The following is a 13,893-nucleotide window of genomic DNA, read 5'->3' on the forward strand; positions in this document are numbered from 1 at the left end:
TGTTTTGCCACCCGTCATTTCGGCGTTGAGCCGGGGCTGTATGGCGTTTTGGTACGAAGTTCGCGGGCGCAACGCCAACGCACGACCGGCTTACAGGGTCGCCATGGGATTTAAACTTGCAGAAATGTATCCAATCGGATACATGTTGTCATGAACAGCTTTGAGAAATCGGCGGAGTTCGACGAATGGCTGAAGGCATTGAAAGATCGTGCCGGAAAGGTGCGGGTTCTTCATCGTCTCACCGCGGCCGAGCATGGGAATTTCGGCGATTGCGAGCCGGTGGGTGAAGGCGTTTCTGAAATGCGTATCCACTTCGGTCCGGGTTATCGGGTCTATTTCACTCGCGTTGGCAAGAGGGTTTATTTCCTTCTGATCGGCGGGGACAAGTCTTCGCAAAAGCGGGACATAAAACGCGCAATCGGGATGGCACAGACAATAGGAAGGGATGGCAGTGACGGAATTTAGCCAATTCGATGTGTCGGACTATCTGGATAGCGATGAAGCCATGATCGAATATCTGGCGGTCGCGATGGAAGACGAAAACCCCGATGTGTTCATTGCCGCCCTTGGCGCAGTCGCCAGGGCGCGCGGAATGTCACATGTTGCGGATGCTTCGGGTCTGGGTCGCGAAAGCCTCTACAAAGCACTTAAGCCCGGTTCCAAGCTTCGCTATGAAACCGTGCAGAAAGTCCTGCATGCGCTGGGCTTCCGACTGGCCGTCGAAAAATCATTGAGCGCCGCGTAAGGCTGGGATTTACGCCAGCCTTACGACTACGCGTCACTACTCCCCCGCCCCTTCGGCCGGCTTCGCCTGCACCGCCGCCGGCAGTCGCACCGGTTTCAGCATCAGCGCCGCCGCAAGGCCGATGGCGGCGGTTGCGGCTGCGGCGAAGAAGAGCGGCGTAAACGCATCCGAATAGAGTGAGGCGACGGCGGCCTGCGAGGCGGCCGGAAGTTCGGAGAGCATTTTCGGCGTCAGTTCCTCGATCTTGCCGACGCCGGGAATATCGACCGCCACGCCCTTGAGGCTCGACGATACGATGGCGCCATAGACCGAAATGGCAATGGCAGCACCACCCATGCGGGTCAGGGTCACCGCGCCGCTCGCCGCGCCGATATCCGCCTTGGGCGCGGAATTCTGCACGCCGATGATCGGCGCCTGCTGGCCGAGGCCGACAGCAAAGCCTTGTGCCAACATGAGGACCGCAATGACCCACAGCGGCGTTCCGGCATGCATCTGCGTGAACAGCAGCATGGCGACGAGGTTGATGGAGAGACCCGCCACCGAGAAGGGCTTGTAGACGCCTGTGATCGAAATCAGCCGTCCCGCCGAAAGCGAGCCCATAACGATGCCGCTGGTGACGGCGATGAAGAACAGGCCGGCATGGGAGGGCGAAAGCCCGGTCGTGGTCTGCAGGAACAGGGCGTAATAATTGACCATGCCGATACCGATGCCGCCGCTGGTCAGCGAGACGATCATCAACAGCGGAAAGGTGCTGTCCTTGAAGAGACGCAGCGGCACGACCGGTTCCGGTGCGCGGCGTTCCACCTGCACCCACAGGAAAGCGGCGATGACGGCGAAAGCGATGATGCCGAGGCTGGGGCCTGCGATCAGCGAGCCGAACAATTCGCTGCTGTCTGCCCAGAAGACCACGCTGGCAATGGTGGCTGCCAAGAGGACCGCGCCGAGATAATCGATCTTTGGCTGGCGGGCCGGACGGCGATAGGGCAGCATCAACGCCAGTCCTGCAATGACGATAATGCCGAGCGGCAGGTTGATGAGGAAGATCGACCGCCAGCCGAACAGGTCGCTCATCGTGCCGCCGAGGATCGGGCCGACGCTGCCTGACGCCATGATGGTGAGGCTGGAATAGCTCTGGTAGCGGGCGCGCTCGCGCGGTTCGAACAGATCCGCATTGACGGAGAAGATCGATACCATGATTCCGCCGCCGCCAAGCCCCTGCAGAACGCGGGCGGCAATCAGCGAATCCATCGACCATGCCAGACCGCAGGCGAGCGAGCCGAGCGTGAAGATGACGACCGCCGCGATCATCACATATTTGCGGCCGAACAGATCGCCGAGCTTGCCATAAACCGGCATGACCGCGCTGGTCGCCAGAAGATAGGCCGAGCCGATCCAGCCGAAACGCTCCAGCGCGCCGAATTCACCGACGATGGTGGGCAGCGCTGTCGATACGATCTGGTTATCGAGGGTCGCCATGAACATGGCCAGCATCAGGAACAGAAAAACGATGAGCCTGCGCCGATGATCCGACACAAGCGGCGCCACGGGGGCGGTGGACATATCCATGAAAAATCTCGTTGGCTTCCGGCAGTTTTGCTGCGACAATTTGTGTGCTATCAGCATATATATGTCAATGGCAAGTTTTTGACATCTGTGTTAATGCCGCTAAATGTGATCGGAAAACAGCATCGAAAGGGACGATGAAGCGTGGCGACTGAGGAAAACTGGAACGAGGATCTGCCCGAGGACATCAAGCGGATCGGCAATACAATGACGCGCATGCGCATCATGATCGGCCGCCGCATCATCGGCCGCATGGCGCTTGCCAAGCTCGCTCCGGGTCTCGAACTCTCCCATATCGACGTTCTCGATATTCTGCGCCGGGCGGAAGGCGATGTTACCGTGGGTGCGATTGCCGAGGGCATGCGCATCGACCCTTCCCGCGGCAGCCGGGTGGTGGCGGATATGGTGGGGCGCGGCCTGCTGAAACGCGGCGTTTCCCAGGAGGACGGCCGCCGCAGCATTGTCGAGATCACGCCGCTCGGCACCAGTCTTTTGCAGGAAATGCGCCGGACCAAGATGAGCGTCATCGAGGACGTGATGGATGGATGGCCGGCGGAGGATGTGGAAACATTTGCCCGCCTGTTCGAACGCTTTATCGACCGTTTCGAATATCGTCTGTCGCCGGATACGGACTTCTTCACGGATCAGAAAAAATCATAGCTGCCCCGGCGATCTGCAACTTCACTTTAAAACGACGAAACCGTAACGTGCCGCGCATCGAACTGGTCAAGGGGTAATTTCGATGTTGACGATCTACGGTGTCTACCGTTCCCGTGCCACGCGCACGCTGTGGCTTGCGGGTGAACTGGGCATAGAATTCAAGCATGTGCCCGTGATACAGGCCCGCCGCCTTGCCGATCCGCTGGCTGCGGATGCGCCGCTCAACACGCTGTCCCCCGCCTTCCTGGCCGTCAACCCGATGGGCACCATTCCCTGCATCGAGGATGACGGCATGGTGCTTTACGAATCCATGGCCATCAATCTCTACCTTGCCCGCAAATATGGCGGACCGCTGGCTCCGATTGATCTGAAGGAAGATGCGGCGATGCTGCAATGGTCTTTCTTCGCCGCCACCGAAATCGAGACCAATTCGCTGAAGATTTCCTCCGCCATCGCCGAAGGCCTGTCGGAAAGCGATAGCGGCAAGGCCGTGATCGATGTCGCCGCCCGTCTGCTGAAACGCCCCTTCCGGGTGCTGGAGCAGCACCTTTCCAGCCATGATTATCTGGTGGGCGACCGTTTCACCGTGGCCGATCTCAACGCGGCGGAAATCGTTCGTTACGCGCAGGGCCACAAGCCGCTGTTCGATGCCCATCCGGCGTTGAAGGCCTGGCTGGATCGTTGCCAGGCCCGCACAGCGTTCAAGACGATGTGGGACAGCAGGGCCGCCGAGGCGGCCTGAGCGGGTGAGCCCCTTACACCTCCGTCATGCCGGACCTGATCCGGCATCCAGCCAGCCCAAATCCTTGGGCTGAAAGGACTCTTCTCGCCGCGCAGACGCGCGTCGGCTGGATTCCGGCTCAGGGCCGGAATGACGGAAATACTGAGCCTCTCAGCCCCTCTCGCCCGCCAGCGCCCGCTGCACCGCCGGGCGGTCGTTCATGCGGCGGAAGTGGTCGTGCACTTTCGGGAAGCGGGCAATATCCACGCCATCGCTTTCCAGCCAGCTGGACATGACGAAAAGATAGGGATCGGCAACCGAATAAGCGGTGCCCAGAACCCATGGGCCGTGCAGCATGCCGTGCTCGATCAGTTCGAAGCACTCGCCCATGGTCTGCGGCACTTTCGCCTTCATATCGGCCAGCGAACTATCCTCATTCGCCCAGCGGCTGCCGCGCCGGCCATGCGCGTGGGCGACATGCACGGTGGAGGAAATGAAGGCGTTGAAGGACTGCATCAGCGCGAATTCGAACGGATCGTCGAGCGGCGCGAGCTTCTTTTCAGGCGCCATCTGCGCGATGAAGGCGAGTATGGCGGGCGTCTCCGTCAGCACGCCGCTTGCCGTGGCCAGTGCGGGCACGCGGCCCTTGGGATTGATCTTTAAAAATGCCTCGGAGCGTTGCTCGCCCTCCGCGAAATTGACGCGATGGGCCTTGTAAGGCAGGCCGGATTCCTCAAGCACGATATGGCTGGCGCGGGAGCAGGAACCGGGGGAGAAAAACAGTGTGAACATGGATATGCGACCTCCAAAGCAATGAAGCGCCCGTTTCTTCCTCATGCGGACGCCGCCCCTCGGCGGCCATGGGATGGCCGTCACACGCAGGGCACGTCATCATCGTGCCCGCAACCGGCCGCGTCAAAGGTTATTTAAAGCCCGACGACGCGGATATCGCCGACATGGATGCCGTTCCAGTTGCGCATCTGCCGGTTCGCCATGCCGCTCAAAGCCTGCTGCTCGGCGCTGCCTTCATCGAAATAGCGCGCAAGCAGTGCCGAGACCATGGCTTCCGCTGCACGCGTCGTGCCGTCTTCGCATTTCACCGCCATGGCAATGCCCTTTTCCGGCAGGGCGGCGACAAAAACGCCCTCCGCGCCGGTCTTTGCGAAGATTTTTCCCGGCGCGATCTGCATCAGTTTCGTGCAGGCGCGGCCCGTGCCCGCAACGTAAAAGGGCTCCGCCATGCAGGCCTCGACGAGACGGCGCGAAGCTTTCGCACGGCCCGCTTCCAGCCCCCTGCCCGTCGCCATTTTCGCGAAACCATGCGCCAGCCCTTTGAGCGGTACGGCATAGGTGGGGATGGAGCAGCCATCCACGCCGCAATTGTCCTGGCCGAGAGCAGCACCCGTCAGGCTTGCCATCGTGGCGCGGATTTCCCTCTGCAGCGGATGATCGTAACCGACATAACCTCTGGGATCCGTGCCGGTGTGGCAGCAGGCGCAGATGAAGCCCGAATGTTTGCCGGAGCAATTATTATGGAGCGCCGTCGGCTTTTCCAGCGTGCGGGCCTGATGGATGATGGTTTTCTGGTCGGAAGACCAGTGCGCGCCGCATTCCAGCGTATCGGCATCCCTGCCCGCTTTCGCCAGCATCGAAGCGGCGAGCTCCACATGCGCGTCCTCGCCGGAATGGGAGGAACAGGCAAGCGCCAGTTCGCGGTTGCCGAAGCCGTAGGCATCCGCAGCACCGCTTTCCACCAGCGGCAGCGCCTGCATGGCCTTGCAGGCGGAACGCGGGAAGATGCCGCGCTCGATATCGCCAGCCGAAAACAGCACGCCGCCATCGCCATCCACCACCACGGCAAGGCCCTGATGGCGGCTTTCCACGAGGTTGCCCCTGGTGACTTCGACGGTAACGGAATTGTTCATTTTCGCAGCCTCAAAAAATTCTGATTTCATGTGGTTGATACCGCAATTGATTTTTCGATGCACGGGGCTGTTCGTGAAATTTGCAAAACGTCTGCTGCTGGCGATTGCCGTTATCTATCTGCTTCCCGCGCTGGCATTGGCCGGGCTGTGGGCCATGAAAGACCATCCGCGCGGCTGGAACGCCGCCAGATGGTCGTCCTCCGGCATGCTGCCGGCGGCGTCCAGCGACGGAGAAGCCGCCGTCTATATCTTTTCCGCCATGACCGGCGGTTTCAAGGGCTCCGTCGCCAGCCATGCCTGGGTCGTTCTGAAAAAGCCGGGCGCCACGAGCTATGACCGTTACGACAAGGTGGGCTGGGGCACGCCGATCCGCCACAATGGTTATGCGGCGGATGCCTACTGGTATTCCAACATGCCGCGCCAGGTGGTGGCCATTCATGGCGCAGAGGCGGAAAAGCTGATCCCGAAGATCGAAAAGGCGATTGCCGATTACCCCTATGGCCGGCCGGGCGGCTATCGCATCTACCCCGGCCCCAACTCCAACACCTTCGTCGCCCATGTGCTGCGCAGCGTGCCGGAACTCGGCGTCGTGCTGCCGCCGGATGCGGTCGGCCGCGATTATCTGCCGGACGGCGCGTTTTACCACATCGCCGATGACTGGAAGGATGCGAGCGTTTCGCTCGGCGGCCTGTTCGGCATTTCGGCGGGTGCGCGCAGCGGTTTCGAGATCAATTTTCTCGGTCTTGTCGCCGGCATCGATTTCAGCCGGCCCGGCGTGAAGATACCGGGGCTCGGTTATTTCGGCGTGGCGGGCATCCGCGCATAAACGGTTACGTTTCGCTGGCCTGAGCAGCGCGTCTGGCGCGCATGCTCTGGGCGATGAAGACCCGCGACAGGCCATGATAAAGCGGCTCGCGGGAGAAAAGCCGTGACGTCAGATATCCGAGCATCGATGCAGCCATGATGGGCATGACGCCTTCATGATTTCCGGTCATTTCAAGGATGATGACAAAGGCTGTCATCGGCGCCTGCACCACGCCGGCAAAATAACCCGCCATGCCGACGATAGCGCCAAGGCCGATGCTGGTGCCGAGCAAGGTGGCCATGGTGCTGCCGAAGCCCGCGCCCACCGACAAAGACGGCGCGAAAATGCCGCCGGGAATGCCCGACATCATGGCAAGGAACGTCACCGCCAGTTTTTCGATGAAGAAGAATGCGGGCGCGGCCTCACCCTCGATTGCCGCGCGCGCCTGTTCGTAACCGGTTCCGAAGGTCGCGCCGCCCGTTGCGATGCCGAGGACGGCGGAAGCAAGGCCGCAGGCGGCGGCGACCGCCAGCATCCGCTTCAGCGGCATGGCCTGGGCGAAGCGCCGGATGCTGGCGGAAAGACGCAAGGCGCCTGCGCTAAACAGCGCACCGAACGCGCCGCCGCCAATGCCACAGACCAGAACCAGCAGCCAGTCCATGGTCGTTTTCGCCATCACCGAACTGGTGCCGAAATAGGTATAGCTGCCGACCAGCGCCAGCGAAGCGAGGCCCGACAGGATGACGGCGGTGAGGACGAGGCCATTGGCGCGGGATTCATAGGTCTTGCTCATTTCCTCGATGGCAAAGACGATGCCGGCGAGCGGCGTGTTGAAAGCCGCCGCGATGCCCGCCGCCGAGCCAGCGAGAATGAGACCCTTCGCCTGCGCCATGCCGCCCCAGCGGGCGGCCTGCAGCATGATCGAGGCGCCAACCTGAACGGTTGGACCTTCACGGCCGATGGAGGCACCGGATAAAAGCCCGGCGACCGTCAGCACCACCTTGCCGAAGGCGAGTTTCAGCGACAGAAGCCGCGAACGGTCCGCATCTTCCCGTAGGTGCCGCGCGGCGATCGCCTGCGGAATGCCGCTGCCGCCGGCATTGGGAAAAACCGTGATCGCGAGCCATGCGCAGATTGTGAAGCCGAGCGGCGTGATGATGAGCGGCAGCAGAAACGCCCATTCCCCCGATGAGGTTGCCGCAAAGAAAAGGTGCTGGGCTCGATCCGCCGCCCACGCAAACCCGACGCTGATAAGGCCAACCGCAATCGCGCCAATCCAGAAAACCGCCCTCGGCCTCCACACCCGCCACGAACCCCAGACGACGCGGGAACGGCGGAGCATCTTCAGCTTTTTGTAGTCGACGGGCATGGCGGTCCAGATCGGTGATTTTGATGGTCGTCATCAGGCGGGAAGCCCGTTTATCCGCCTCTCGGGCGGGGATTGCAAGGTTTTGCATTTGACAGACCGCCCCTATCGGCGCATTCTACGCATCGCAATTGCAACGCATGGAGACGCAATATGAAAACGGCGACATTGCCTTCGCTGCGGGTAACGGCGGATTTTCGCGAGGCGGCGGAAAGCGTTCTGAAGGAAGGCGAGACGCTTTCTTCCTTTGTTGAAGAGTCCGTGCGCAGGCAGGTGCAAATCCGTAAATCACAGGCAGAGTTCATTGCGCGCGGGCTGGCCTCGCTCGAAGATGCTGAGCGCACCGGCGTCTATTATACCACCGACGATGTTCTTTCGATGATGCAAAGAAAACTTGATGCTGCGAAAGCCGCGAAGCGCAAATGACGTATGAGCTTCGCTATACCGAAGAAGCCTTGGCCGATTTTGATCGCATCTATGATTTTCTGATCGCCTACGACATCGATGTGGCTGAGAAAGCAATCCGCGCCATAAGAGCAGGACTGGAGATTCTCGGCGATTTTCCCTTCAGTTGCCGCAAGGCATCTGCCGAAAACAGCCTCATACGCGAGCTCCTCGTGCCCTTCGGTTCCTCCGGCTATATCGTGCTTTTCCGCATTGATGGCCCGGAAACCGTCACCATTGCCGCCGTTCGCCACCAGCGCGAGGATGATTACCATTGACCCTCACCGGTCGCTGACGGCCGCGCGCGGGTTGACCCATGGTTCCTGATTGGAACGCGGCAGCGGGGTCTTGCCGAGAATATGATCCGCCGCCTTTTCGCCGGTCATGATCGACGGGCCGTTGAGGTTGCCATAGGTCACATGCGGGAAGATCGAGCTGTCCGCCACCCTCAAGCCCTCCACGCCGATGACCCGGCATTCGGGATCGACAACGGCCATCGGGTCGTCCCTGTCGCCCATCCGGCAGGTGCCGCAGGGGTGATAGGCGCTTTCCAGATGCTCGCGCAAAAAGGCATCGATCTCCTCATCCGTCTCCACATTTTCACCGGGCTGGATTTCCGGTCCGCGAAAATCGTCAAAGGCTTTCTGGCTGAAGATGTCGCGCGTCAGGCGCACGCAATGGCGGAACTTCTCCCAGTCTTCCGGGTGGCTCATATAGTTGAAGCGGATGACCGGGTCGTCATGCGGATCTGCCGAGCGCAATGTAACATTCCCGCGCGATTTCGACAGGTTGTAACCCACATGCACCTGAAAACCATGGCTTTTCGCCGCCGCTTTGCCATCATAGGAAATGGCGACCGGCAGGAAATGATACTGGATGTCAGGCTGTTTCAGACCGGGTGCTGAGCGCAGGAAGGCGCAGGCCTCGAACTGGTTAGAAGCGCCAAGCCCGCCTTTCGACAGCAGCCATTGCGCACCCGCCACGCCCTGCCAGAACCATGGCAGCCAGGAATAGAGCGAGACCGGCTTGGTGGAGACCTGCTGGAAATAAAACTCCATATGGTCCTGAAGATTTGCGCCCACGCCCGGGCGATCCGCCTTCACCTCGATGCCCATGTCTTTCAGATGGGCGGCGGGGCCGATGCCTGAGAGCATCAGCAGTTTCGGCGAATTAAAGGACGAGGCGGAAACGATGACCTCGCGATTGGCCGTGATGGTTTCCACCACGCCCTTGCGCTCAATCTCGACACCAACGGCCCGGCCGTTCTCGATGACGATCTTGCGGGCGAAACCGTTGACCAGCGTGACATTGCCGCGCTTCAGCGCCGGTTTCAGATAGGCATTGGCGGCGGACCAGCGGCGGCCATTGTGGATGGTCTGCTCCATCAGGCCGAAACCTTCCTGTTTGGAGCCATTATAATCGTCGGTCAGTTCGAAACCGGCCTCAGCGCCGGCCTGAATGAAGGCGTGGAACAACGGATTGTTGACCGGGCCGCGCTGCACATGCAGCGGCCCATCCGTGCCGCGCCAACCTTCCTCGCCGCCATGGCTGTGTTCCATGCGCTTGAAGTAAGGCAGCACATCCGCATAGGCCCAGCCATGCGCGCCAAGCTCTTCCCAGCGGTTGAAATCCTCGGCATGGCCGCGGACGTAAACGAGGCCGTTGATGGAGGACGAACCGCCGATGACTTTTCCGCGCGGCGCCGTAATCCTGCGGTTGTCGAGGTTCGGTTCGGGCTCGGAGAGATAGCCCCAATTGTAGCGCTTCATGCTCATTGGCCAGGCGAGTGCGGCCGGCATCTGGATGAAGGGGCCGAAATCCGACCCGCCGGCCTCGATGACGATCACCGAATAACGACCGTCTTCCGACAGGCGATAGGCGATGGCGGAGCCTGCGGAACCCGAACCGACGATGACGTAATCTGCATGCATGATCTGCTCTCTCCGATGAGCGTTGGTCCGATTAATTGCTGGCGGGTGGGGCTTACCCCCCTCTGCCCTGCCGGGCATCTCCCCCTCAAGGGGGGAGATCGGCAAGCGGCGCTACCACCGCTTCATTCGCAAACGTTGAGATGGGCGCGACCTCGCCGCATATCGATCTCCCCCCTTGAGGGGGAGATGTCCGGCAGGACAGAGGGGGGTAAGCCCCACCCGCTGACCATCAATAAGGCGCGTCCACCTTCCCAGTGCTCACATAAACCGTCTTCAGCTCGCTATAATGCTCCAGCGCCGCCGCCGAATTCTCGCGACCAAACCCGGATTGTTTCGAGCCGCCGAAGGGGATTTCGACCGGGCAGAGATTATAGGTATTGATCCACAACGTGCCCGCCTCCAGCTGATCGACCACGCGATGGGCGCGGGCGAGATCGGCGGTGAAGACGCCGCCGGCGAGACCGAATTCGGTGGCGTTGGCGCGGGTGAGAACCTCGTCCTCATCGTCGAAATCCAGAACGCACATGACGGGCCCGAAGATTTCCTCGCGGGCGATGGTCATGTCGTCAGTCACATCGGCGAAGACGGTCGGCTGCACATAGGCGCCCTCGCCCGAAACATTGTTCGGAATGCCGCCGCCGGTGATGAGCGTCGCACCTTCCGCCCTGCCCTTTTCGATATAGGAAAGGACCTTCTCCTGCTGGGCCTTGGAAACCAGCGGACCGAGATGGGTGGCGTAATCGAGCGGATCGCCGAGGATCATCGCTTCGGTGCGGCGCTTCAGGTTTTCGAGGAAACGCTCCTTCGCCTTTTTCTGCACGAAGACACGGGTGCCGTTGGAGCAGACCTGGCCGGAGGAATAGAAATTGCCGAGCATGGCCCCGCCCACAGCGCTTTCGATATCGGCGTCGTCGAAGACGATCAGCGGCGACTTGCCGCCGAGTTCCATGGTCACGTGCTTCAGATGCCCGGCAGCGGCAGCGGCCACCTTGCGGCCGGTCGGGACTGAGCCGGTAAGCGAGACCTTCGCCACATCCGGGTGATTGACCAGCAGCGGCCCGGTATCGCGATCACCCTGAATGACGTTGAACAGGCCCTTGGGCAGGCCGGCCTCGATGAGGATTTCGGCGATCTTCAAGGCGCCGAGCGGGGTGTTTTCCGAGGGCTTGAAGACCATGGCGTTGCCGGCGACCAGCGCGGGTGCCGCCTTCCAGCAGGCGATCTGCTGCGGATAGTTCCAGGCGCCGATGCCGACGCAGATGCCGAGCGGCACGCGCTTGGTATAGGCGAAATCGCCGCCGAGCGGGATGTAATCGCCGTTCAGCGCGGAAGGCGCAATACCGCCAAAAAATTCGAAGGCATCCGCGCCGGACGTTGGGTCGGCGACGATGGTTTCCTGAATGGGCTTGCCCGTATCCAGCGTCTCCAGCGTCGAAAGCGCATCGTTGCGCTCGCGCATGATATCGGCGGCGCGTTTGAGGATGCGGCCGCGCGCCATCGGGCTCATCGCCGCCCATTCCTTCTGCGCACGTTTGGCCGAGGCGATGGCGCGCTCGACGATGGCGGGCGTTGCGGCATGCAGCCTTGCAATCACCTCGCCGGTGGCCGGAAAGATGCTCTCGAACGGCGTGCCGGCCGTGTCTTCGACATAATCCCCGTCGATGAAATGCGAGGCTTTCGGCTGCGCCTTGAGCGTGGTCATGTCGAAGTCTCCTTAAAGAACGCGGATGGACGGCTTTTGGCGCTGTCCATCGGGAAAAGATTTGAGCTGCATGTCGAAATAATCCTCGACAAGCGCCGGTGCGGAGGCAAGGCCGAGCGGCGCCGAGCGCAGGCTGTGGCGAATATAAAGCCCGTCGATCAGGGCCGCCGCCCCTTCCGCGATGCGCGCGGCATCGTCCGGCGGGCAGAGCCGATTGAGGCTTGCCATGAGGTTGGACCTGAGGCGGCGGGAATAGAGCACGAGCAGGCGGCGGGTTTCTTCCGAGCGCTGCGCCTCGACATAAAAGGCAAGCCACGCCGCCACCGTTTCGGGCGTGAACTGGTCGCTCTGGAAGGAGACATGCACGATGGCGCTCAGCCTTTCGCGCGGGCCGGAAGCGCGGGTCAAAGCCGCCACCGCATCCCGCCTGAGATCGCGCAGCAGGCTGCGAATGGTTTCCAGCAGAAGCTGCTGCTTGCTACCGAAATAGTGATGCGCGAGCGCCGCCGACACACCCGCTTCCCGGGCGATATCCGACATCGTCACATTCAGCGAACCGTGATGGCCTATGGTGCGAAGCGCCGCATCCACCAGCGCCTTGCGGCGCAGAGGCTCCATTCCGATCTTGGGCATAAGCGTCTCCTTGATGGCGGCAAAATATTCTTGATTGATCGATCAATCAATAAAAAACGCGCCATTTCATGTCGCGGATTGGCGTCTGCGCGGCAGGGGAGAAAACCGAAGCGGTTTTCCCGTCTTCCGACTCATGATCTGGATCAAATCTTCGACAGGCGCATTGCGCTACGGTGCATTCGTGATAGCGTTACCCCCGACCATTCAGGGAGACAGCGACATGACGCAGAGTCTCAATGCATCTGGATTTTCACCGCTGAAAGCAAAGTCGGGCTGGTTGCTGGCCCTTGGCCTCGTTCTCCTGGCCTTCGGCATCATCGCGCTCGGCAATCTTCTGGTCGCCACCGTCGCCTCCGTCTTTTATGTCGGGGTCATGATGCTGATGGGCGGCGTGCTGCAGCTTTTTCATGCCTTTCAGGTGAAGGGATGGGAAAGCGTGCTGTTCTGGACGCTGAGCGGCCTGCTTTACGCCATTGCCGGCGTCATCGCTTTCCAGAACCCCGATCTGACGGCGGCGGTGCTGACCTTGCTGATGGCGATTTCGCTCATTGTCGCCGGCATTTTCCGCCTCGTCGTCGGCTTCCGGCTGAAACCGGCGACGGGCTGGGGCTGGGTTGCCACGGCAGGTGCGGTAACGGCGCTGGCGGGTCTGGTGATTGCCGCCGGCTGGCCGGTCAACAGCCTCTGGGTGCTGGGCCTGTTTCTGGCGATAGACCTTATCATGCAGGGTTTTGCAACCATCGCTCTGGCCATGGCCATGCGTTCATGAGGGTAGTGTGCGGCCCGTATCGGATCCGTGCCGATCAGGGAAAAACTAAACCCCAATATACTGCAAATTGGGTATGGAACGCGTTTCGTGGTAAGATAAGCGATGATACCAATTTCGCTGGATGCGGCGTCCAGACGAAAGCTCTTAAAAACGACCGCCCATAAAAGACCGCCCGCCCCGTCCGTGAAACGGGCATTTATTGGGTTCGCGTGGCGGCCATGGAAAGAAGGGAGTGATATCATGCCAATGGTGACAGTATCGATTTCCCCGGAACAGGCAGCAAGAATGCGCGAGGCCGTGAATTGCGGCGCTTACGCATCCGGCAGCGAGGTCGTCAGGGCAGCGCTGAGACTATGGGCGGCCTCCGCAGAACATGGTGTGGGCGCAAAGTCCACGGAGCCTGTCGAAGCGGACCGGGAACGCATGAACGTTGCGGAACTTTATGCCGCGCACAGCGGGCATGTCCGCCGGGCATAAGGCCCGGCGTAACAACCCTCCATATTGAAAGGGTTGTAACAAAACGTTCATCAAAGCTTCACAGTCGTGAAAGCTTTTGTTGACCTGTAATCTGCGATTGTTCGCCGCAAAAGAGACGGGTTCCCGATGGCGCATTCCACACGGCGCGCCAC

The 13,893-nt window shown here is 61.0% G+C and carries 16 protein-coding genes; 9 read left to right on the plus strand and 7 right to left on the minus strand.

The window, feature by feature from the left end:
• Positions 1-150: 150 nt before the first annotated feature.
• A complete protein-coding gene (locus tag L901_RS04880) occupies positions 151-465 on the plus strand; it encodes a type II toxin-antitoxin system RelE/ParE family toxin (protein ID WP_059754019.1) in 315 nt (104 codons plus the stop codon).
• The gene (locus L901_RS04885; protein WP_080833761.1) at positions 446-745 is read left to right on the plus strand and encodes an addiction module antidote protein; all 300 of its coding nucleotides are present in this window, start codon (positions 446-448) and stop codon (positions 743-745) included. The genes L901_RS04880 and L901_RS04885 overlap by 20 nt, the downstream gene beginning before the upstream one ends.
• Positions 746-781: 36 nt before the next feature.
• Here the strand turns inward: L901_RS04885 and L901_RS04890 are convergent, their stop codons facing one another.
• The gene (locus L901_RS04890; protein WP_031234360.1) at positions 782-2,311 is read right to left on the minus strand and encodes an MDR family MFS transporter; all 1,530 of its coding nucleotides are present in this window, start codon (positions 2,309-2,311) and stop codon (positions 782-784) included.
• A 141-nt stretch (positions 2,312-2,452) separates the two neighbouring features.
• On the opposite strand from L901_RS04890, the gene L901_RS04895 reads away from it, so the two are divergent.
• Positions 2,453-2,968 (plus strand): MarR family winged helix-turn-helix transcriptional regulator, encoded by a 516-nt coding sequence (locus tag L901_RS04895; RefSeq protein WP_003522221.1) that lies wholly within the window; start codon positions 2,453-2,455, stop codon positions 2,966-2,968.
• Positions 2,969-3,050: 82 nt separating this feature from the next.
• Entirely contained in the window at positions 3,051-3,710 is a 660-nt protein-coding gene (locus tag L901_RS04900; protein ID WP_059754022.1) for a glutathione S-transferase family protein, read from the plus strand.
• Positions 3,711-3,860: 150 nt separating this feature from the next.
• Here the strand turns inward: L901_RS04900 and L901_RS04905 are convergent, their stop codons facing one another.
• Together L901_RS04905 and L901_RS04910 are read right to left on the minus strand one after the other, a co-directional pair.
• On the minus strand, positions 3,861-4,481 hold the full coding sequence (locus L901_RS04905) for a glutathione S-transferase family protein (RefSeq protein ID WP_059754024.1): 621 nt from the start codon (positions 4,479-4,481) through the stop codon (positions 3,861-3,863).
• A gap of 134 nt (positions 4,482-4,615) precedes the next feature.
• On the minus strand, positions 4,616-5,614 hold the full coding sequence (locus L901_RS04910; RefSeq protein ID WP_059754128.1) for an asparaginase: 999 nt from the start codon (positions 5,612-5,614) through the stop codon (positions 4,616-4,618).
• A 73-nt stretch (positions 5,615-5,687) separates the two neighbouring features.
• Here L901_RS04910 and L901_RS04915 point away from each other — a divergent pair, with 73 nt between their 5' ends.
• A complete protein-coding gene (locus L901_RS04915) occupies positions 5,688-6,440 on the plus strand; it encodes a DUF3750 domain-containing protein (protein WP_059754130.1) in 753 nt (250 codons plus the stop codon).
• A 4-nt stretch (positions 6,441-6,444) separates the two neighbouring features.
• On the opposite strand, the gene L901_RS04920 is transcribed toward L901_RS04915, so the two are convergent.
• A complete protein-coding gene (locus L901_RS04920) occupies positions 6,445-7,788 on the minus strand; it encodes a chloride channel protein (RefSeq protein ID WP_059754027.1) in 1,344 nt (447 codons plus the stop codon).
• Positions 7,789-7,938: 150 nt separating this feature from the next.
• Between L901_RS04920 and L901_RS04925 the strand changes: the two genes are divergently transcribed.
• Positions 7,939-8,211, plus strand: coding sequence for a YlcI/YnfO family protein (locus L901_RS04925; protein ID WP_059754029.1), 273 nt, complete (start codon positions 7,939-7,941; stop codon positions 8,209-8,211).
• Complete coding sequence (locus L901_RS04930; protein ID WP_003522214.1) at positions 8,208-8,507, plus strand: type II toxin-antitoxin system RelE/ParE family toxin; 300 nt, start codon at positions 8,208-8,210, stop codon at positions 8,505-8,507. Before L901_RS04925 ends, L901_RS04930 begins: the two co-directional genes overlap by 4 nt.
• 3 nt (positions 8,508-8,510) lie before the next feature.
• Here the strand turns inward: L901_RS04930 and betA are convergent, their stop codons facing one another.
• The 3 genes from betA to betI all read right to left on the minus strand — a co-directional run bounded on the left by betA (position 8,511) and on the right by betI (position 12,495).
• The gene (gene betA / locus L901_RS04935) at positions 8,511-10,160 is read right to left on the minus strand and encodes a choline dehydrogenase (protein ID WP_020812507.1); all 1,650 of its coding nucleotides are present in this window, start codon (positions 10,158-10,160) and stop codon (positions 8,511-8,513) included.
• Between the two features lie 229 nt (positions 10,161-10,389).
• Complete coding sequence (betB, locus tag L901_RS04940; RefSeq protein WP_020812508.1) at positions 10,390-11,862, minus strand: betaine-aldehyde dehydrogenase; 1,473 nt, start codon at positions 11,860-11,862, stop codon at positions 10,390-10,392.
• A gap of 12 nt (positions 11,863-11,874) precedes the next feature.
• Positions 11,875-12,495, minus strand: coding sequence for a transcriptional regulator BetI (gene betI, locus L901_RS04945; RefSeq protein WP_020812509.1), 621 nt, complete (start codon positions 12,493-12,495; stop codon positions 11,875-11,877).
• Between the two features lie 220 nt (positions 12,496-12,715).
• Here betI and L901_RS04950 point away from each other — a divergent pair, with 220 nt between their 5' ends.
• Both L901_RS04950 and L901_RS04955 read left to right on the plus strand, forming a co-directional pair.
• Positions 12,716-13,264, plus strand: coding sequence for an HdeD family acid-resistance protein (locus L901_RS04950; protein WP_031234363.1), 549 nt, complete (start codon positions 12,716-12,718; stop codon positions 13,262-13,264).
• Between the two features lie 240 nt (positions 13,265-13,504).
• Positions 13,505-13,741: a type II toxin-antitoxin system ParD family antitoxin gene (locus L901_RS04955; protein ID WP_020812511.1), complete on the plus strand. Its 237-nt coding sequence runs from the start codon at positions 13,505-13,507 to the stop codon at positions 13,739-13,741.
• Positions 13,742-13,893 lie beyond the last annotated feature (152 nt).

This window comes from Agrobacterium sp. D14, from assembly GCF_001526505.1.
Lineage (GTDB): Bacteria > Pseudomonadota > Alphaproteobacteria > Rhizobiales > Rhizobiaceae > Agrobacterium > Agrobacterium leguminum.

Bases quoted from the DNA above. Each gene is read 5' to 3' on its own strand.
- L901_RS04880 (WP_059754019.1), top strand. From the start codon at position 151: ATGAACAGCTTTGAGAAATCGGCGGAGTTCGACGAATGGCTGAAGGCA.
- L901_RS04885 (WP_080833761.1), top strand. From the start codon at position 446: ATGGCAGTGACGGAATTTAGCCAATTCGATGTGTCGGACTATCTGGAT.
- L901_RS04890 (WP_031234360.1), bottom strand. From the start codon at position 2,311: ATGGATATGTCCACCGCCCCCGTGGCGCCGCTTGTGTCGGATCATCGG.
- L901_RS04900 (WP_059754022.1), top strand. From the start codon at position 3,051: ATGTTGACGATCTACGGTGTCTACCGTTCCCGTGCCACGCGCACGCTG.
- L901_RS04905 (WP_059754024.1), bottom strand. From the start codon at position 4,481: ATGTTCACACTGTTTTTCTCCCCCGGTTCCTGCTCCCGCGCCAGCCAT.
- L901_RS04910 (WP_059754128.1), bottom strand. From the start codon at position 5,614: ATGAACAATTCCGTTACCGTCGAAGTCACCAGGGGCAACCTCGTGGAA.
- L901_RS04920 (WP_059754027.1), bottom strand. From the start codon at position 7,788: ATGCCCGTCGACTACAAAAAGCTGAAGATGCTCCGCCGTTCCCGCGTC.
- L901_RS04925 (WP_059754029.1), top strand. From the start codon at position 7,939: ATGAAAACGGCGACATTGCCTTCGCTGCGGGTAACGGCGGATTTTCGC.
- L901_RS04930 (WP_003522214.1), top strand. From the start codon at position 8,208: ATGACGTATGAGCTTCGCTATACCGAAGAAGCCTTGGCCGATTTTGAT.
- betA (WP_020812507.1), bottom strand. From the start codon at position 10,160: ATGCATGCAGATTACGTCATCGTCGGTTCGGGTTCCGCAGGCTCCGCC.
- betB (WP_020812508.1), bottom strand. From the start codon at position 11,862: ATGACCACGCTCAAGGCGCAGCCGAAAGCCTCGCATTTCATCGACGGG.
- betI (WP_020812509.1), bottom strand. From the start codon at position 12,495: ATGCCCAAGATCGGAATGGAGCCTCTGCGCCGCAAGGCGCTGGTGGAT.
- L901_RS04950 (WP_031234363.1), top strand. From the start codon at position 12,716: ATGACGCAGAGTCTCAATGCATCTGGATTTTCACCGCTGAAAGCAAAG.
- L901_RS04955 (WP_020812511.1), top strand. From the start codon at position 13,505: ATGCCAATGGTGACAGTATCGATTTCCCCGGAACAGGCAGCAAGAATG.